The organism is Chitinophaga sp. (assembly GCF_039596455.1).
GTDB lineage: Bacteria > Bacteroidota > Bacteroidia > Chitinophagales > Chitinophagaceae > Chitinophaga.
The window spans coordinates 213779-232853 of sequence record NZ_JBCNJR010000009.1 but is presented as its reverse complement, the minus strand read 5'-3'; the positions used below and the strand labels follow the sequence as shown (position 1 = coordinate 232853).

At 54.2% G+C, this 19075-nt stretch carries 15 protein-coding genes; 8 read left to right on the top strand and 7 right to left on the bottom strand.

What is annotated here, in order from left to right; all coding sequences use genetic code 11:
* Positions 1–110: 110 nt before the first annotated feature.
* The 3 genes from ABDW36_RS23050 to ABDW36_RS23040 form a co-directional block, all read right to left on the bottom strand.
* Positions 111–533 (bottom strand): DUF983 domain-containing protein, encoded by a 423-nt coding sequence (locus ABDW36_RS23050; RefSeq protein ID WP_343704292.1) that lies wholly within the window; start codon positions 531–533, stop codon positions 111–113.
* Complete coding sequence (locus tag ABDW36_RS23045; protein WP_343704291.1) at positions 533–1399, bottom strand: helix-turn-helix transcriptional regulator; 867 nt, start codon at positions 1397–1399, stop codon at positions 533–535. The genes ABDW36_RS23050 and ABDW36_RS23045 overlap by 1 nt, the downstream gene beginning before the upstream one ends.
* A 115-nt stretch (positions 1400–1514) precedes the next feature.
* Positions 1515–1913, bottom strand: a complete 399-nt coding sequence (locus ABDW36_RS23040; RefSeq protein ID WP_343704290.1) for a GreA/GreB family elongation factor — start codon at positions 1911–1913, stop codon at positions 1515–1517.
* A 488-nt stretch (positions 1914–2401) separates the two neighbouring features.
* Between ABDW36_RS23040 and ABDW36_RS23035 the strand changes: the two genes are divergently transcribed.
* The 8 genes from ABDW36_RS23035 (at position 2402) to ABDW36_RS23000 (ending at position 11490) form a co-directional block, all read left to right on the top strand.
* Positions 2402–2806, top strand: coding sequence for a hypothetical protein (locus ABDW36_RS23035; RefSeq protein ID WP_343704289.1), 405 nt, complete (start codon positions 2402–2404; stop codon positions 2804–2806).
* 218 nt (positions 2807–3024) lie between these two features.
* Positions 3025–3765 carry a ferritin-like domain-containing protein gene (locus ABDW36_RS23030; RefSeq protein WP_343704288.1) on the top strand — a complete coding sequence of 247 codons (741 nt, stop codon included), beginning with the start codon at positions 3025–3027 and terminating at the stop codon, positions 3763–3765.
* Positions 3762–4394: a DUF1361 domain-containing protein gene (locus ABDW36_RS23025; RefSeq protein WP_343704287.1), complete on the top strand. Its 633-nt coding sequence runs from the start codon at positions 3762–3764 to the stop codon at positions 4392–4394. The genes ABDW36_RS23030 and ABDW36_RS23025 overlap by 4 nt, the downstream gene beginning before the upstream one ends.
* Before the next feature lie 45 nt (positions 4395–4439).
* Positions 4440–4997 (top strand): LemA family protein, encoded by a 558-nt coding sequence (locus ABDW36_RS23020; protein WP_343704286.1) that lies wholly within the window; start codon positions 4440–4442, stop codon positions 4995–4997.
* An 8-nt stretch (positions 4998–5005) separates the two neighbouring features.
* A complete protein-coding gene (locus ABDW36_RS23015) occupies positions 5006–6922 on the top strand; it encodes a DUF2207 domain-containing protein (RefSeq protein WP_343704285.1) in 1917 nt (638 codons plus the stop codon).
* A gap of 107 nt (positions 6923–7029) precedes the next feature.
* Entirely contained in the window at positions 7030–7731 is a 702-nt protein-coding gene (locus ABDW36_RS23010; RefSeq protein WP_343704284.1) for a hypothetical protein, read from the top strand.
* A 249-nt stretch (positions 7732–7980) separates the two neighbouring features.
* Positions 7981–10431 carry a glycoside hydrolase family 2 TIM barrel-domain containing protein gene (locus ABDW36_RS23005; protein WP_343704283.1) on the top strand — a complete coding sequence of 817 codons (2451 nt, stop codon included), beginning with the start codon at positions 7981–7983 and terminating at the stop codon, positions 10429–10431.
* A gap of 69 nt (positions 10432–10500) precedes the next feature.
* Positions 10501–11490 (top strand): outer membrane beta-barrel protein, encoded by a 990-nt coding sequence (locus tag ABDW36_RS23000; RefSeq protein WP_343704282.1) that lies wholly within the window; start codon positions 10501–10503, stop codon positions 11488–11490.
* A 68-nt stretch (positions 11491–11558) separates the two neighbouring features.
* Here ABDW36_RS23000 and pafA read toward each other — a convergent pair whose 3' ends face one another.
* The 4 genes from pafA to ABDW36_RS22980 all read right to left on the bottom strand — a co-directional run bounded on the left by pafA (position 11559) and on the right by ABDW36_RS22980 (position 19072).
* A complete protein-coding gene (gene pafA, locus ABDW36_RS22995) occupies positions 11559–13181 on the bottom strand; it encodes an alkaline phosphatase PafA (protein WP_343704281.1) in 1623 nt (540 codons plus the stop codon).
* A 78-nt stretch (positions 13182–13259) separates the two neighbouring features.
* Positions 13260–15422 (bottom strand): hypothetical protein, encoded by a 2163-nt coding sequence (locus ABDW36_RS22990; RefSeq protein WP_343704280.1) that lies wholly within the window; start codon positions 15420–15422, stop codon positions 13260–13262.
* Positions 15423–15425: 3 nt separating this feature from the next.
* Entirely contained in the window at positions 15426–17747 is a 2322-nt protein-coding gene (locus ABDW36_RS22985) for a hypothetical protein (RefSeq protein WP_343704279.1), read from the bottom strand.
* A gap of 86 nt (positions 17748–17833) precedes the next feature.
* On the bottom strand, positions 17834–19072 hold the full coding sequence (locus ABDW36_RS22980) for a metallophosphoesterase family protein (RefSeq protein ID WP_343704278.1): 1239 nt from the start codon (positions 19070–19072) through the stop codon (positions 17834–17836).
* Positions 19073–19075 lie beyond the last annotated feature (3 nt).

The following is a 19075-nucleotide window of genomic DNA, read 5'->3' as shown; positions in this document are numbered from 1 at the left end:
GGTATAGTTACCAGCGTTAAAATTAGGGATTTGCGGGGAAAGAAAAAATTGGGCCGGTGGGAAGCGCCGGTGCGCGCGGCTCTTGTGTTCCGGGCTGCGCCTCCGGCCGGTCAGGCTTTCAGCACTTTTCCCTTCCGCCAGTTGGCATCGTAATACACAAAAAACGCCAGCCAGATGCTGCGGGAAAGCCGCATGAGCAAGGGCTGCAGCACTATCAGCAAGGCGGCGTTAACCCCCAGCCACCAGAAAATACGGTTGTCGTACAGGGAAAAGCCCAGCAATACCCACCAGGCAATGAATGTGGCTACGCTCAAGGCTACGGAAAGAGCATAGCTTACATACCCGGTGCCGAAATAAAAACCCGTTTCCGGCTCCGTAGGCTGTCCGCAAACCGGGCAATGCTCATTCATTTTCATGAATTTTTTAAGGTGGTAGGGATTGGCCTCTTCGTACAGCTTGCCTTGCCTGCAACGGGGACATTTATTCTGCAGCACGCTCAGTACGATGTTCGGTTTACTTTCCTTCGTATTCATCAGTTTAAATTTTTTCTGAACTCATCAGGCGTAACGCCTTCATATTTTTTAAAGAAGCGGGAAAAGTAGGAATTGTCTTCAAAATTCAGCTCATGCGCAATCTGCGTAACCGTCATGCCCGCATTGGTAAGCATCCTTTTGGCTTCCAGCAAAATACGGTCACGGATCAGCTCACCCGCCGTTTTACCGAGCAGGTCATGGCAGAGCGCGTTGAGATGGTTGGGCGTGATGTAAAGCAGTTCCGCATATTCCTTGGGCAGTTTGATCTGGCGGTAATGTTTGTTGATCAGCTGCTGGAAATTGCGCAGCACCAGTTGTTTTTGCTGGGGAATGATTTTAGTGCCACCTTTTCCGCAGCACTTTTCAACGAACAGGAATAACTGCAGGAGCAGCACCCGCACCATATCCGTTTGCTGCTGCGCTGTTTCTTCCAGTATTTTCTCGAAAAGCAGCATAATCTCCGCCCGGCCTGCGGGCGGCACCGCCATCACCTGGTCTGCGCTGTTCCCGCTGAAAAACGGGAAACGCTCCAGGTAATCATGGTCCAGCAGAAAGGTGCGAAAAAATGCTTCGGAAAAATGCACCACGTAACCTTCCACGCCCGGCTCAAAATGCCAGCTGTGTACCTGGCCCGGCACCATGAAATAGATCTGGTGAGGCGTTACAGGGTAACGGGTAAAATCTATGGTCTGGAAACCGCTTCCGGCCGTAAAAAACACCAGGTGGTAGAAAGAATGGCCGTGTTGCTGGTGTACCCGCTGATAGTTGTTTTGCAGGTATTTCCCCATTCTTTCCGCCAGCAGGTCTTCCTGTTTGTGGCCTGTGCTGATGGTGCAGATGTCATATACCGGAATGGAAGGTTTCATGATGTCACAAAGGTACGGCGGTTAGGGTGGTCCGCCAATGACGATTTGGGGCATTTGTGGCACTTTTTACCGGTATAGTGCCGGCGCGGAAACCGCGCCGGGCTTTTGAGTACCATTACTCCTGGTTGATCACCTCCATAATGGTAAATTTCTTCTGGCCGGTGGGCACCTGCCACATCACCTGCTGCCCCTGGCGGAAACCGATGAGGGCTACGCCAACAGGGTTCATAACGGAGATCTTCCTTTGTTTGATGTCTGCCTCTTCCGGCATCACCACAATGATCTCCATGGTTTTATTATTGTTGGTGTCTTTTACCACTACTTTGGAATTAAGGCGCACTACATCAGCGGGAAACTCATCTTTCTTCACCAGTTTCGCCTTTTTGAAATCAGCCAGTAACGATTCTACCACCTGCGGGCCGAAAGCGCTGGCACGAACGCCATCGTTCAGGCAGGCAGTTAACATTTCATAATCATCTTCCCTGAATACCAGTTGATGTTTTACTTTTTGCATAGCAGTTAATTTAAAAATGAATGAATGGTCTGTTTAATTCCCTCATCCCGGAAATAAAAAAATTATGCTGTAATGCAAACCATGCGGTTTCGCATCAAGCATTTAAATCAGTAAAAAACAGGAAAGGGCACCCTGAGCCTTGGAATTATTGTTTTAGCAGGCCAGGGTCAATTTATTGAAGTCCTTAAAATTTGAGAAGTAGTACAACTTCTTGCAGAATGTGCGGAATTGCTGTGAGGTGCAACCGTACAGGGGCATTGCATCCGCAACAGTGCGGCGAATGACGTTTTTGGTGATATATGTACGTGTACCTGACATTGCAGCAAATATACGGAATTATTTTTAAATGCCCCAACCTTCTTCCCGCTTCAATGCCTGCATGTTCAGGTACAAATACGCATGCATACAGGCAATAACCCGCATTTTATACCCCGTAAAATGCGTAACTTCAGGGAACAAATCAATTCATAACCCCAAAACATTGTATTATGGCCTCCGCATTAATTGGCGCCGTGGTAAATCCCGTGCGTACGCAGGGTTTGGCTACCAGCCCCGCCATCAACTCCACTAAAGAGCTTGTAAAGCTCAAAGGCCCCGGCCTCTTCATTTCAGCTGAGATCACCAAACAGGGCGGTATTTCCGACCTTTCTTTCGTGATACTGGACATAGACGGCAAAAATGTGGTGAATATCAGTATTGCCGCTCTTTTCAACCAGGGGCTCACCACACACAACAGCTACGGTATCTCCGTGTTCCGCAGCGGCGCCGGCCTTGAAACGGTAACCATCGGCTGGCCCGTACCGCTTACCTTCCACAAGCAGCTTTCATTGAAAGTAACGGTGAAGGAAGCCGGCGTGGTGCAATTGCTGGCAAACGTGATCACGGCTTCCTGAGCGCCCTCGCACGGGCTTGCGTAGCGGAGGTCACCCCCTTCCCGGCGGCGGCGCCGCAAGCGTTCCTCTCCTGCTCAAAAAAAATTTGGCAGTGTCATTGCTGCACATTTACTTTGTAATTCAAAGTACTTTTCAATCCTATTAATACAGCCCGTCCACACGGGCTGATTTTTCACCCTTTCACTTTGCAACACAAAGTGAGCAAAAAAAACGCGCCCATGCACACCGCCCGCCAATGGATAGAACATTTCCGCAACAACCTGCGGTACCACCGCATCAACTGGGACCTGGAGCCCGCTATCTCCCCGCGGGAAACCGCCGTCATACTCCGTTCCATGCAAGCCTGGCAGCTGGGCGAAACGTCTGACGGGCATAACCTGTTGCGGGCCGTTACCCAATACGCCCGCCAGCATAACGACCCGGATTACATCACGGCCATGACCCTCTTCATCCGGGAAGAGCAGAAACATGGGGAAAACCTGGGCAAATACCTGGATCTCATTGGCCAGCCGCGCATCAAAAAAGACTGGGGAGATACCCTTTTCCGGAAGGTACGCGGTTTTAACACCAGCATGGAAATATGGACGCTGGCGGTCATCACCGTGGAAAGTGCCGCCCAGATCTACTACCAGGCCCTGAAAGACGCCACTTATTGTGTGCTGCTCAAACAGATCTGCCGGGATATACTTATTGATGAAGCCTGCCACATCACCTTCCAGACGGAAAGGATGGGCATCATATTCGAACAAAAATCCACTTTCGGGAAAATGATCTGCGCCCAGCTCTACCGCTGCTTTTTCTTCGGAACGGCGCTGACGGTATGGATAGGCCACCACCGCCTGCTGAAGGCCGGCGGCAATACATACAAAGGGTACATGCGGAAAATGTATTTCAAGTACATTAAAACGCTGTACCGTATCACACATCCGCAACATATGCCGCAAGCTGCTTTTATATGAACGCTCCCCTCTCCTCCGCCGCAAAAATGCTACTGGTGTCTGTTGCGTTCTGCCTGCTCCTCGTAGGCGTGCGCATGTATTACACCGGTAGCATTATGTATGGGTTCTACATATGGAACATGGTGCTGGCCGTTATGCCGCTCGTTTTCAGCAGGCAGCTGGCAGACAGGCGGCCGCTGCACTGGCGCAGCCTGCTGTTGCTGGGCGCATGGCTGGTATTCTTTCCCAATGCGCCCTACCTGGTTACGGACATCCTGCACTTTACCGGTACATCTTCCGCGCCCCCGTGGTTCGATCTCATCCTGGTAACTACCGCAGCCTGGAACGGCCTGCTGCTGGGCGCGCTGTCTCTGCTGCATGTAGAAAGCTTTCTTGCTCCCCACTTCAGCAAAGCCGCTGTGAACGGAACGCTGCTCTTCATCATGGTGCTTTGCGGGTACGGCGTTTACCTGGGCCGCTTTCTCCGCTTCAACAGCTGGGACGTGCTGGCTGACCCTTACGCGCTGTTCTCCGCCGTGGGGCAGCACTGGCTGCAGCCGGCGGCGCATATTTCCGTTTGGGCGTTCAGCCTGTTATTTGCCGGCATGTTCTCCATCTTCTATTTTACCCTCAAATACCTCAAACAATAGCTGTTTTTTCGTTATTTTCCTGCCCAGAAACCAAACATCACCAGTATGGGCATCACCATTGCAGTTATCGCCGTTATTGCCATTGCCGCTCTTTGGGCAGTATCGCTCTACAACCGGCTCGTTAGCAGGAGAAACCTTGTGAAAGAAGCCTGGAGCGGCATAGACGTCAGTTTGAAAAAACGGTACGATCTTATCCCCAACCTCGTGGAAACCGTCAAAGGCTACGCCGCACACGAAAAAACGGCGCTGGAAAACGTAACCCGCTACCGCACGGCCTCCATGCAGGCCAATTCCCCGCAAGATAAAATACAGGCGGAAAACAACCTCAGCAGGGCCCTGGGCTCCCTGATAGCCGTGGCGGAAAATTACCCTGACCTCAAGGCCAGTACCAACTTCCTCCAGCTGCAGGATGAGCTGAGCGCCATTGAAAACAACCTGGAATCCGCCCGCCGCTACTACAACGGCACCGTGCGTGAAAACAACATACTGGTGGAAAGTTTTCCTTCCAACATTGTTGCCGGCATGTTCGGGTTTAAAACCAGCGTATTCTTCGAGATAGACAATCCCGTTCACCGGGAAAGGCCCAACGTTTCTTTCCAGTAACCCCTATGATGAAAAAATTACTCCTGCTCGCGCTGCTCATCATCTCGGCACGCGTAGCCCCGGCACAGGAAGAAGCGCCCCCTTTTGCCGAAGGCATCCTTTCTTTCCATGCAGACCTCCGCATATTGCCTTCCGGCCTGCTGCAGGTAACGGAACATATCAAAGTGATCACTGACCTGACGCAGGTCCGCAAAGGCATTTTCCGCAACATTCCGGTTTACCGGTATGACATGTATGGCCGCAGGGTACGCGCATCCATTCATGTAACGGAAGTACGGAAAAACGGCAGCTATGAGCCATACAAGGAAACGGAGCAGAACGGCGAGCTGAGCATACGCATCGGTGATGCAAACATAGACCTGGAAGCGGGCATATATGAATACCTGATTGCTTACCAAACATCCGGCCAGGTCGGTTTTTTTGACGGGTACGATGAGCTGTACTGGAACGTAACGGGCAACAACTGGAACTTCCCGATTTACCAGGCCAGTGCCACGGTAACCGTGCCCGACGGCGCTAAAGTGCTGCAAACAGCCTGTTACACCGGGCCTATGGGCTCCAAAGAAACAGACTGCAGCGTGGAGTATAACAGCAGCGGTGCTCCCGTGTTCCACACACGCCAGCTGCTGGCCCCCGGCAACGGCTTCACCGTTGCAGCCGGTTTCACTCCCGGCATCATCACCCGCCCGCCCCCGCCCACCGCCTGGGAAATATTTTGGGACAAGCTGATGGCCTACAAAGAGTACCTGCTGGCCCTCCTGGGCAGCGTCATTGTGTTCTGCTACGGTTTCTTCACCTGGCGCAAACATGGCAAAGACCCGGAAAAACCGGTGGTGGTACCCGCTTTTGAGCCGCCGGACGGGCTTTCTCCTGCCGGTATCCGCTACCTGTATAAAAAGAAAGCAGACAACACCGGTTTTACAGCCGCCATTATCAGCATGGCCATTAAAAAGGCCCTGCATATCAAAAAAGACGGCTCCCAGTTCAAGCTGGAAAAAGGAGACACGCCCGCAGACGCCCTCACCCCGGAGGAGCGCGGCATCTATTCCCAACTGTTCCAGGGAAGGAACAGCATCAAGGTGAACGATTCCCAGCACAGGGCTTTTTCCAGCGCACAATCTGCTTACAGCAATTCACTGAGCAGCAAACACAACCTGAAATCTTACTACGTCAGCAATACCAAACACATTTTGATAGGCGGCCTCATTACGTTGGCGGTATTGCTTGGCTACATACTGACCATGAACTTCGGAGAGTTTTTTGTGCTCCTGTTCCTGGCTCCCTTCATAGCTGTGGGCGGCACGCTGCTGATCAGCGGGCTCAGAAGCCTGAAAAACGGCTGTTCAGGCATATTCCTCACCATCCTGGGCACTATTTTCACCTTCATGCCGCTTATATGTGTGGTGATGGACATGGGAGAAATACCCTTCATTGCCATCGCCTTTGTAATAGCGCTGCTGCTCGCCTACGCCTGGTACGTGTACCTCATCAAGGCGCCCACCACCCTGGGCGCGGCACAGCTGGCCAAAATAGAAGGTTTTATGATGTACCTGAAAACAGCGGAAGAACACCGGCTCAACATGCTCACTCCGCCCGAGCGCACGCCCGCGCTGTTTGAAAGGCTGCTGCCCTATGCAATTGCGCTCGACCTTGAGAACGAATGGGGCAGCAAGTTTGAAACAGTACTGGAGCAGGCCGGCTATGCGCCAGACTGGTATGAAGGCAAGGAGATCCGGTACGGCAGCCTCTCGTCTTCCTTCAGTTCCGGATTTATATCTTCCCTGGGCCGTGCCCAGGTAGACCCTACCGCCTCTTCCGGCAGCAGCGGCAGCAGCAGCTCAGGCAGTTCCAGCTGGAGCTCCGGCAGCAGTGGAGGCGGTTCTTCAGGCGGCGGCGGAGGTGGTGGCGGAGGCGGTGGCTGGTAAGCTCTAACTTACTGTTATTCAACTGTTTTGTATATGTTAAAACTGCTTTAACAGATTAAACCCCGTTTACAGCAATCGGTCTAATATGCAGACTAAAACGATTGTGTATGAAACGATTCCTAATCCTGGTTTCATTGATAGCCGCAGGCGCCGTGTTCAGCCCGGCCAGCGCGCAGGTGAGAGTGAGCATCAATATTGGCCTGCAGCCCGCCTGGGGCCCCGCAGGGTACGATTATGTAGAATACTACTACCTGCCCGCCATGGACATGTATTATTATGTTCCGGCACGGCAATATATTTACTTTGACCGCGGCCGCTGGATCAGAACGGCTTACGTGCCGGCCCGCTACCGCCACGTTGACTTCTACCGCACTTACAAGGTGGTGATCAACGAGCGCGATCCTTTCCGTTATCACGACAGGTACCGTGTGCAATACGCCAAATACCGCAACGCCTACTACCACCAGCCGCTGCTCCGCGATTCCCGGAACAACCGCCACTGGGATGATGACCGCCGTAACAACGCCTGGAATAACGGCCGCGGCAATGATCACCGCAATAACGGCTGGAACAACGGCCGCGGAAACGACAGGCGGAATGATAACTGGAACAATAACCGCGCAGCCGAACGTCGTAACGACAACTGGAACAACAACCGCCCTGCGGAACGCCGCAACAATTCCTGGAACAATAACAACCGCGGCAACAGCAACCGGCTGATAGAAAACCGCGGCAACGGTCAAAACCAGCGCCAGCAGGATGTGAAGTACAAACAAGACAGGTTGTTCGGAAAGGGCGGCAGGTCTTAAACACCGGACCACAAGCAGGCTACATAACCGCAGCCTGCAATTAAAAGAAGTTTTAGATTGGCGGATCTATTATCAAAAATGGGCTGCTCCCTCCCGGAGTGGCCTGTTTTTTCTGCCTGCTCCGCCACCTGGCCCCAAACGCCCGACTATGGCCACTTTCACCGCTCCATACCTATTTTTTTCGGATTTTATGCAAACGTTTGCTATTTTGCCGGGATGATCGTTGGCACGATTTAAAATTCCTACGTTATGAAGATTAAAAACTACCTGCTGCCTGCAGCACTTTTCTTACTGTCTGTCACCACCCGTGCCCAGCAACAGCAAAGGCTGAACACCGGCTGGGAATTTCTCCGCTCAGACCTTGGCGGCATCTGGGAAGCGGTACGCCCCGTGGGCAAAGGCAACCCGGAGGCCTCTCCCATATGGGAAAAAGTAAGCCTCCCGCATTGCGTCAACGCCTATGATGCGGTAGACCCTGATGTGAACTATTACCAGGGCCCCGCCTGGTACCGCACACAGCTAAAGATCAACAATCCCTACGCCGGCGGCAGGACCATCCTGCATTTTGAAGGCGCCGGTCAGAAAACGGACGTGTATGTATACACCACCAAAGTAGCCTCCCATACCGGCGGTTACGATGAATGGACTGCCGATATTACAGACGCCGTAGAGGCCTTCAAAAAAACGCCGCAATTCAAAGGCGCCGTACCTGTTTCTATCCGCACAGATAATAGTCGCGACCTGGAAATGATCCCTTCAGATCTTTCTGACTTCAACGTATATGGCGGTATTTACCGTTATCTCAACCTCATCTACGCACCGCCTGTTTCCATACAGCAAATGCATGTGCGGCCTGAAGTTAAAGACAACGGCAAAAGCGCCACCGTAAACGTAACGCTGCAGCTTTACAATCCCGGCAAACTGACCGGCGCTACCATCACTACCACGCTCAAAGACCCTTCCGGCAAAAAGATCAACGAGTCTACACAGGAAGTGAGCAACCTTGATGGCGCCATCAACGCCGCTACTTTCACCGTCAAAAAACCGCAGCCCTGGCATACAGACCACCCGGTGCTGTACACGGTAGAAGCTACCGTATCAAAAAACAGCGCCAGCTGCACACAATCGGTCAAAACCGGTTTCCGCACCTTTGAATTTGTACAGCATGGCCCCTTCCTGCTCAACGGCAAACGCCTGCTGCTGAAGGGTACGCACCGTCACGAAGATCATGCCGGGGTGGCCGCCGCCATGACGGAAGACATGATGCGGCAGGAAATGATACTCATGAAAGAAATGGGCGTGAACTTCATCAGGCTGGGCCACTACCAGCAGTCCCGCATCATTCTCAACCTGTGTGACAGCCTGGGCATGGTGGTATGGGAAGAGATCCCCTGGTGCCGCGGCGGCCTTGGCGGCCCGGTATACCAGCAGCAGGCCAAACGCATGCTCACCAACATGATCAACCAGCACTACAACCATCCCTCCATAGTGATATGGGGCCTGGGCAATGAAAACGACTGGCCGGGAGACTTTCCTGAATTTGACAAGGAGAAGATACGCGCGTTCATGAAAGAGCTGCATGACCTCTCCCACCAGCTGGACCCTTCCCGCAAAACGGCCATCCGCCGGTGCGATTTCTGTAAAGACATTGTAGATGTATACTCTCCCTCCATCTGGGCCGGCTGGTACCGGGGCATTTATACGGAATACAAATCCACTTCCGAAACGGAAATGAAAAAAGTAAACCATTTCCTGCATGTGGAATGGGGCGGAGACAGCCATGCCGGCCGCCACTCTGAAAGTCCTGACAAGGCCCTGCAAAACATCAAAACCGGCGGCGGGACGGACGAGCGCGCGGGAGATGCGTCCCTATACGGCGGCGCTGCACGCGTTTCAAAAGATGGTGACTGGAGTGAAAGTTATATCTGCAACCTGATGGACTGGCACCTGAAAGAGCAGGAAACCATGCCCTGGCTCACCGGCACCGCCCAATGGGTATTCAAGGATTTCTCCACACCCATCCGGCCAGACAATCCCGTACCGTATATGAACCAGAAAGGCCTGGTGGAAAGGGACCTCACCAGGAAGGAAGCCTACTACGTATTCCAGTCGTATTGGGCTACGCAGCCCATGGCACACATCTATGGCCATTCCCAGCCGGTAAGGTGGGGCCAGGAAGGAGAAGAAAAAATGGTGAAAGTGTATTCCAACTGTGACGAAGCAGAGCTGTTCGTGAACGGGAAAAGTTACGGGAAGAAAAAACGGCGCAGCGCAGATTTTCCGGCTGCAGGTCTGCGCTGGAACGTGGCTTTCGCTAAAGGCAGCAATGAAGTGCGCGTGGTGGCCGCAAAAGGCAAAGCCGTGGTGGAAGACAAGATCGCTTTTCAATACCAGACAGAGAGTTGGGGCAAGCCCGCAAAAATGACACTTGAAAAGAAGGCAGTCAATGGCAGTATGGCTACGCTGGAAGTAAAACTGCTGGACGATAAAGGCATCCAGTGTCTGGACGCGGCTAACTGGGTGTACTTCTCACTGGCGGGAGACGGGCGGCTGATAGACAACCTGGGCACGTCTTCCGGCTCACGGAAGGTACAGCTGTATAACGGCCGCGCCACTATCCAGGTAGATACCGGCAAAGGCGGCGTGAACGTAGCAGCCGTAAAAAGCGACGGCCTCACCACCGTCACGCTCGATTTATAATTTGCGCAAGTGCTTAAAAATCAGTAAATTCCGTATTGACCATATTCTTCTCACCAAAACAAAGTCAATATGAAACGGAAACACCTGCTTTTTTCTGCACTGCTCGTATTGGCAGGCACCGGTATGGCGCAGGCGCAATCTGGCAAATTTTACATCAAGGCGGCCGGCGGCTATTTTTTCAGCGTTTCAAATGGCCAGTTCCCTGATGTAGGCCCTTATCCCCCGCGAGACATACGTAATTCGGTAAACCCGAACACAGGCGCCACCACTACCATTTCGGAGAAGGTGCTCACGGGCTCTTACGGTGAAGGCGCAAGAGGCGGCCTTACTTTCGGGTATAACTTTAACCGGTATATGGCACTGGAAGGAACGTTCAATTACTTCCACAGCAAAAAGAACCTAATGACGCGTAATATCACCACGGTAGAAGGTTCCGGCGCTGTGGCCGGCAGCGTGGAAAGCCACGGTCATGTAAACGCTGTAGATTTTGCGCCCAGCCTGGTGATCAATCCCGGCTTCGAAAAGCTGAACCCGTACGTAAGGTTCGGCGTGGTAGTGCCTTTATGGGGCCGGCTTTTTATTGAGACAGATGCCACCAGGGCAAGCGCCGTACCCGGCCAGCCGGCTTTTGTGATGGCGCAGACCGCCATTCACCGAAAGGAAGAAATTGAGCCCAGCCCCACCATCGGCTTCCAGGGCGCATTAGGGGCTACCTACCCGCTTGGCAAACGGCTTGACATTTTCCTGGAAACGGAATACCGCAACGTGCCCGTAAAAGGTAAAAGCAAGGAAGTAACGGAGTACGATGAGGTGACCAACGTTGTCAACACCACCAACGGGCAGGTGATCTCTACTCAACACCGCGGCCTGAATGATCTCAGTACCGCGGAGCGGCATACGGATTACGTAACCACGCTTGACCAGAATTCCAATACGCCTACAGGCACTACGGGCGCCAAAACGAATTACAAGAATGATAACGCGCCTGCCAATGATCTTAAATCCTACATCAACATCGGCGGCCTGGGGGTGAACCTGGGGGTACGCATAAGGCTTTAACGAGTATCTATAAAAAACGGGCCGGCAAAAACAGCCGGCCCGTTTTTTATATTTCGTATAAATGTGCTCTATTTTTCAAATATCTCCGTTACCACATGCCCCACGTTGCCGCTGGGCATCTGTATATTCAACAGGGCGGCCAGCGTGGGCGCAATGTCTGTCATACCCGTAGTACGGTGCGTTTTGCCGGGTTTAATGCCCCAGCCCATCCATACCAGCGGAATATGCGCATCGTAAGGGTACCACAGGCCGTGCGTAGCGCCGGTGCGGCTCCCTTCCTTCCATCCAGATTTGTAGATCACCAGCACATCCCCTCCTCTTTCTTCATTAAACCCGTTCACGAACATGGTTTTGGCCGGCTCCGGAATAGGCGCGCAACCCAGCTGCGAGAGGCTGTAAGCGGCCACTACACCGGGCTGCTGCTTCAGCACGCGTATTACCGTTTTCTCTACAACGCTCATATCTATGTTCCGTTCCATAAAAGCGGGGCGGTTGAGATACAACTGGTGGGCAGAAACGGCCAGCACGCCGTTGGGCACGCCAAACTGCGCGTCCAGCGCCTTGTTTACGGCAGCAATAGCTTCCTTGCCGTTAATGATGCCGGTGGGCTGGCGGTGCTCTTCCAAATAACCGGGAGACTGGGATACGCCATGGTCTGCCGTGATGAAAAAGAGGTAATTGTTTTTGCCGAAACGCTGGTCGAGCCAGCTGAAAAACTCCGCCAGCTCTTTATCCAGCCGCAGGTATACGTCTTCCACTTCTATGGAATTAGGGCCAAACTGGTGGCCTACCGCGTCTGGCGAAGAAAAGCTTACGGCCAGGAAATCCGTTGCCTTGCCACTGCCCAGGCCATAACCTTCAATAGCAGCCTTGGCAAATTCAAAAGTGAGCGTGTTGCCGTAAGGCGTAGAGCGAACGTCCCCGTTTTCCCTGCCCTTGAACTGGTGAGGGAACACGGGTTGCTGCTCATGGCCGAAGGGCTTTTCATAATCTTTATTGTCTGCTTCGCTTTGTTTGTAGGTATTCAGCGGGTAGAGCGTGTTCCAGCCGTTGGCAAGCAGTTGCTGCGGCAGCTTCCTGTCATTAAAGCGCTGCACCCATGCCGGCAGCTCTTTCATGTAGTAAGTGCTGGTCACCATCTTGCCGGAGCCGCCATCATACCAGAAGGCAGCGTTGGCGCTGTGGCCCGCGGGAAAAATGGCGCCGCGGTCTTTGATGGCAACGCCTACTACCTTGCTTTCAAAGTTGGTGGCCATGCGCAGCTCGTCTGTTACCGTGCTGGCAAGCAGGTTGCGGGGAGACATGCCGCCTTTCTGTGAAGGGATGCCTACGGGTTGCACCGTGGTATCTTCCGCGCAATACACATCCCTGTTCAATGCACGGTTATACCAGCCGTTGCTGATAATGCCGTGCACTGCCGGTACGGAGCCGGTGTATACGGACGTGTGGCCGCATGCTGTTACCGTGGGGGCGTAGTTGATGAGGGTGTTCTCGCAACTGAACCCTTCGCCCAGCAGGCGTTTAAAACCGCCCGCGCCGTAGCGCTGGCCGTAACGGTACAGGAAATCCCAGCGCATCTGGTCAACCATCATGCCCACTACTATTTTAGGGCGTTCTGCGGGTTTCTGGGCAAAGGCCGCCTGCAGCAGCAGGCAGCAGCCTAATAAGGCAATCAGCTTTTGTTTATTCATTGGTTCAATACTTTTCGGTCACTTGACATACCGGTAAAGTTGCCAATTCCACCCTGCAATTCCTTTTCCGCAACATTATCATTTCAATACTTTTAGAAAGCGGGCCATCCAGTAAGGCAGCAAATACTCGTCTCCCGCCAGCTCAGTGGCGCCGCCACGGCCGCCGTCCAGGTTGAAGGCGTTGGCATTGTGGCGGTGAACAGGCTGTTCATCCAGCGGTATCAGTCTTTCCGTGGTCTGTTCCCTGAAGTTAGCAGGTAAAAACGTCAAATCCTTGCGGTGGGAGTTTTTAATTTGCCAGGTTACCAAATCCATCGGAAAGGTACGCAGCCACCAGAGCGTGGCGTCCGCGTCCGAATCACCTGCCGTGCCCAGGGTAATGAGGTCCCATACCGCGTTTTTTTCCGGCCGTTCCATCTCCCAGTGATTGCGGATAACGCCGGCGTATTGCTGCTTCAGCTGGTCTGTGAAGGCATAGCGGTACAGCACCCAATAGGTCAGGAAGGCCATTTCATCATCACTATGGTTCCAGCCGCCCGTACCCATGTCTATGCCCATATGCTTATAACCGGGCGTGTAGGTGATCTTGCGGTAGTCGATGAGGATGTTTTTGAGATAGCCATGTTTGTTCATCAGGCGCATGGCTTCGTCTTTGTATTTCTTTTTACCGGTAAGGGCGTAGCCCAGCTGCAGGCCTGCTATGATGGTAGTGCTGCCCAGCTTGCGGTCTCCGATGGTTTCAGGGTACCAGTTGATGTATTCAGGGTTCCAGCGGCCCCAGAGCGTGGGTTTACCGTCTATGTCTACAAAATAGTACTTGTTGTCTATGATGTGGGTCATGATCTTGTCTATGAAAGCCGCCACCCGTTGCTGCTCTTCCGGTGTTTCCGCCACCATTTCATGCAGTACGGCGGCAATCCAGATATAGGCTACAAACTCGTCGCTGCTGGTGTGCCCCTTCCACTCCCATTCAGGGTCAGGGGAATCTCTCCACCTTTCCGGGTCGGAGTTCTTATAACCTTTGCGTTCAAACGTGCGGCTCGGAAACCCTTTCAGCTGGTTCACGGAAAGGATGCGTTCAAAGGCTTCAAACCCTTCCCAGGCGTAACGTTTGGCTTTGGGTTCTTTGGTAACCGCGTAGCGGAAAGCCTGGCTGCCCAGGTAAAAAGCGGTCCAGAGGCCGTCGTTGTCCGTATCGGCCATCTGGGAAGTGCCCGCGTCTCCCGGCCGGCTGAGATGAAGGTTGGCAATGAAGCCGTAGCGGATGTGGCGCTCCCTGATCTTGCGTTGAAAGTAGGCCGCCTTTTCCGCCAGCGTATGCGCCGGGAAGCTGATGCGGTTGAGGCCGGTGGGGCTGAGCAGGTAGATGTTCCCTTCCCCGTCTACTGCCATGCTTTTCACCGCATTTTCGTTGAGCCAGCGCCGTGAGGCAAAGTAACGGTACAGCCCTGCGGAATCTTCCGCAAAAGCTCCTTCCGGCGTACCGGCCCAGATGCGACCATTGCGTACCAGCAGAGCGCTGATATCCGGTACGGGCACCCGTTGCTGCAGGCGCAGGCTGGTATCGCCCGTTTGGCTGTTCACGGCGTAGTAGCCTATACGCGTGCCAATGATCACATCTCCGTTGCGGAAAGCCATGGCCTGCGGTTGCTGTACGGCCTGCAGCAGCACAAACTTTTCCCCGTCCAGGTAATAGATGCCTTTGGCAGTGCGCGCATAGAAGCGGCCGTTATGCACCTGCAGCTGTTCCAGCTCTTCAGGCGGCGGAACACAGTTTACCAGCTTGCCGTTATATGCCAGCGCCGCTGCGCCCGGGCCGGCCAGCAGCACGCTGCCGTTGGCTGCTACCGCCAGCTGGTTGTAGCGGCCTTTCACGGGCAATGCCATGTAGGGAATACCCGCGTAGCCGTTGGTGAGCCATTTGTCTGCATACAGGTAATACAAATGCCCGCTGCCCTCCTGCGCTGTTACATCCAGCGGTATTTTTTCCGCCAGCGGGCGGAAGCGCACGTCCCGCACCAGGGCTTCTCCGCTGGTGCGGTAAAAACCTTTGTCCGTCAGCACATGTACGTTATCGTTATAATCCGTGATTACTTTTTTAAGCACGCTGCCTTTCAGTTCATCAGGCATGGCATACTGAAGGGATACGGGTTGATGGAACGGGAAGTCCGTAGCCTGGCCGGCCGCCATGGTAAAGGCAGACATGCAAAGCCCAAGCCCTGCAAGAGTTTTCGCTGTCATGATCTATTTTTTGATGAGCCATACTTCCGTAACACGGGAGTGCTGGCGCCAGTTAAGATGTTCTTCATCAATGGCATCGAATGTAAGCTGCAGGCGGCCCTGGCGGGTAAGGGCCTGCGGTACGGGAAATTCCTTGATCTCTCCGATGCCTTTGCCGTATAATGTGGGTGTCAGTTTTTCTCCGTTTGCGCGCAGCAGGCATTCTCCGTTGCCGGTAACCCGTACGGTATAATGAGCAGCCGTGTCCAGCCGCTCATATGCCAGGCTGTGCGGCCAGCGCATGCTCACCTGCCAGGAAAGGCGCTTGCGGCTTTTGCCGCCGTCCCACCAGTCAAACCCAGGGTTATCGCTCCGCAGCATCAGCGGGTCTGTTTCCAGTGTTTCCGGCCGCACTACATGCCAGGCGCGGCTTACATTGCCTACATCGTCATAATGGCTGCCGGGGCCGGGATGCGTCCAGGTGGCAATAGTGTCCAGTGCGGCCAGCTGCTGCGCGGCGGGCAGCTGCCGTATGCGGGCAAACTGGTCTTCCAGCCACCAGCGGTTATTGAGCGGCCTGTCCAGGAAATCCAGCACGGCCCCCCTTTCCGGGCCGGAGGCCTGGTATTTGGGCACGCTGGTTTGCAGTGCAATGGAATGGAAGAGGGAATCGCAGAGGGCTACGATCTTTGCGCGCCACGCGGGTTCCGGCGGAGCGTCTGCCAGCTGCAATATTTTTGTTGCCAGCCGCATGGCGGAGTCTGCGCCTGTCAGCGGCGCCTTGATCAGCGCGTTGCAGGCGGCTTCTTCCGCAATGGCTTCGTTAAAGGCTCGCTCCCGCGTATAGGCATCGTAGTAAGCGCGCAGCAGCAACATCTGCCAACGCCAGTTGCCGATGTGTTTGTGCTCCATTTGCTGCCACTGCTGCAGGGTGGTTACAATGCCCTGGTTTTTCAATGCCGGCCCCACCCAGTTGCGCTCCAGCGCCAGAATGCCGTCTGCGGCGGCTTCCGCCGTTCCGCTGTCAAAAAAGAAATTGGTATACTCCAGCAGCATGTCCCGGGGCTCCCGGCCACTGTTCCAGCCCAGCATGCTCCAGATCATTTTGTTCACATCGTCATGCGCACCATCTGAGTAGCTGATAAACCCATCGTTCAGCGGCGCGGTGTGCCGGAATGCCGCGGTGTGGTACACCGGGCGGGGGTTCACCGCTTCGCGGCCCAGGGTAAAGGCAAAAGCGGGGTCCCACCAGGGCACGGGAAAATCACAACGTACGTTATGTGTAATGTCTGGATAATGCCGCAACTGGTAACCCTCCGGCAAAGCCGCACGGGTTTCTTCCATGGGCGGGCTGCCGGGGCCGGTTACGAGGCCGGCCAGCCATTGCGGTTTTTGTTGCCGGATATAATCGTATACAAAATTGCTCTGCGCTTTATCAAAGCCCTGCAGCGAAAGCCAGATGCGCGCTTTGGGATGGCGGCGCATCAGCGGGCGTGACAGGTCTTCCAGAAAAGGCACTACCAGCCTGGGGTCATTATGCCCCGGGTCTCCACCGGGAAAAAACACCGCGTCCAGCCGGGGCGCCTTGCGGAACAAGGTGTCGAACTGGCGGAGAAAGTACGCTTTCTTCGCGGCGTCATTCAGGTCAAAAGTGGCCGGCGTCCACACCCAGAAATTTACATCGTACCGTTTGCATATCTCGCTGATGCGCAGGTTCATCTCCATGGAGGGTAACGTGAAATGCGGCCCCCATGGCTGGAAAGGAATGCCTTCTATGCTGTTGGCGCCGAAGATCATCAGCTCGCGGATGTATTGTTCATATTGCTGCGGGCTCCAGCCGTCGTACGAGTTGGCCAGGTTGCGGTAGCCTATCTGGTGGCCGCGCAGGGCTTTTTCCGGCGCTTCCGCCAGGGCCAGCCCTTCCGGTAGCGTTACCCTGTTCGGGGCGTAACGCATCATGCGCAGCAGCTTGCCCACGCCAAACATCACGCCCCTGCGGTCAAAACCTTCCACTACTATCACCTGCCGCCCTTTCACCTGCTGTTCTGCCAGCCGGAAGGCTTCTGCTTTTGCGGGCAGCCTGGGCGTTGCAGTGATGGAGAATGGAAGAGATTGCGTTTTTTCCTTCAGGACGATCACGGTGCCGGTAGCAGGGAACTTTGTTGTTACAGCCCAGCGGAGGCCGGTACGTTTGGCCACTTCTTCCTGCAATACCTGCGCGGCCATACTGTGACCGGGCGCATAAATGACCGCCTGCAATAAAGCAGGGTCAGCACCAACAGCGGGCCTGGAAAAGCCCGCTACCAGTAATATGAAAAAAAGCCGTTGCCAAAGTAATATCCTCATGCCGGAAATTCTGCCGTTTTAAGCCAATTACGCTGTTAGAAAATAGTCCACTTCAAAACGCCTGCCCGCGGCTGCATTGCATCTTCTCAATGCCCTGCCGTACCTGCGGGCGCCTTGTTGGTAAAAATGTTTCCGCTGCCTTTTTTCTTCTCCAGCTCAAAAGCATCAAACAGCTCGCCGGTAGCGGTATAGGATTCGTAACGAAGTTTATTGCCTTTTACATGCACCAGCTGGAACAGCTGGGTATATGAGCCCGTTTTCTGCATCCAGGGCTGAGGGTCCAGCTCATACATCTTGGGGCCGCTCACAGACACCACGTACACCGTATTGCCAACCTTGCCGCGGGCATAGGTATGGTCATGCCCCTGCATTACGAGGTCTACCTTGTACTTGTCAAACAGCGGTTGAAAATGGCCGCGCACTTCCTTGTTATCGCGCGTGCTTTTGGTAGAGAGCACGGGGTGGTGGAAAACGAGGCATGTCCACTGGTTGGGATTGTTTTTCAACACCTCCTCCAGCCACGCCTTTTGTTTCAGCATGTTGGCCTTGTTGATCTCGATTTCCTGCGAGTTCAGGGAAATGAAACGCACGCCCTGCACGTCTGCATAATAACAGGTCTCTTCCAGCCCCGCAGGCCCGTTTTCCGGCAATGTGAACTGCGGCCGCCAGAAGGCAGACACCATGCCGCTGTCTTCAGGCGTGTAATAGTACTCATGGTTGCCGGGAGAAGGCATGGAAGGTATGCTGCTGTGAATAAAGCCGCCGGCTTCAAACCATTGCTGCCATTCAACATTGCGGTTGCCCCGGTTCACCAGGTCTCCCGCATGCAGCATGAGCCGGGCTTCAGGCGCCATCTCATACGCCTTGCGGATGGTGCGGGACCACATGGAGAGCAGGTTGGTTTGCCCGTCTCCCAGGTAAATAAAGGTAAAGGGCTCTCCCGGCTTGCCCGCCGTTCTGAACTGGAACCACTCGCTCCAGTCTTCTCCCTGCCCTACGCGGTAAGCATACAGGGTGTTGGGCGCCAGGTTGCGGAAAACCATGCTGTGGTAATGCGCATTAAGTGTGTCTGACAGCCAGGGCGCGGTAACCGCCTTGCTCTGAACAGCTTTGCTCATGCTGCGCGGGTCTGCCTGCGCTGGAATGATCTCTGCAAAGCTTTCCTTCACGGCGGTACTAGTGCGCCAGGTAACCGCCGCTGAGGTAGCCGGGTTTTCTGTTACGTTGAGTATGATCCTGTCTGGCCGGGCGGTTTGGGCGGATGCGCAGAACGCTCCGCCTGCAACCGCCGCCAGGCATAATATGCTGCTTATTCTTCCTTTCATTAC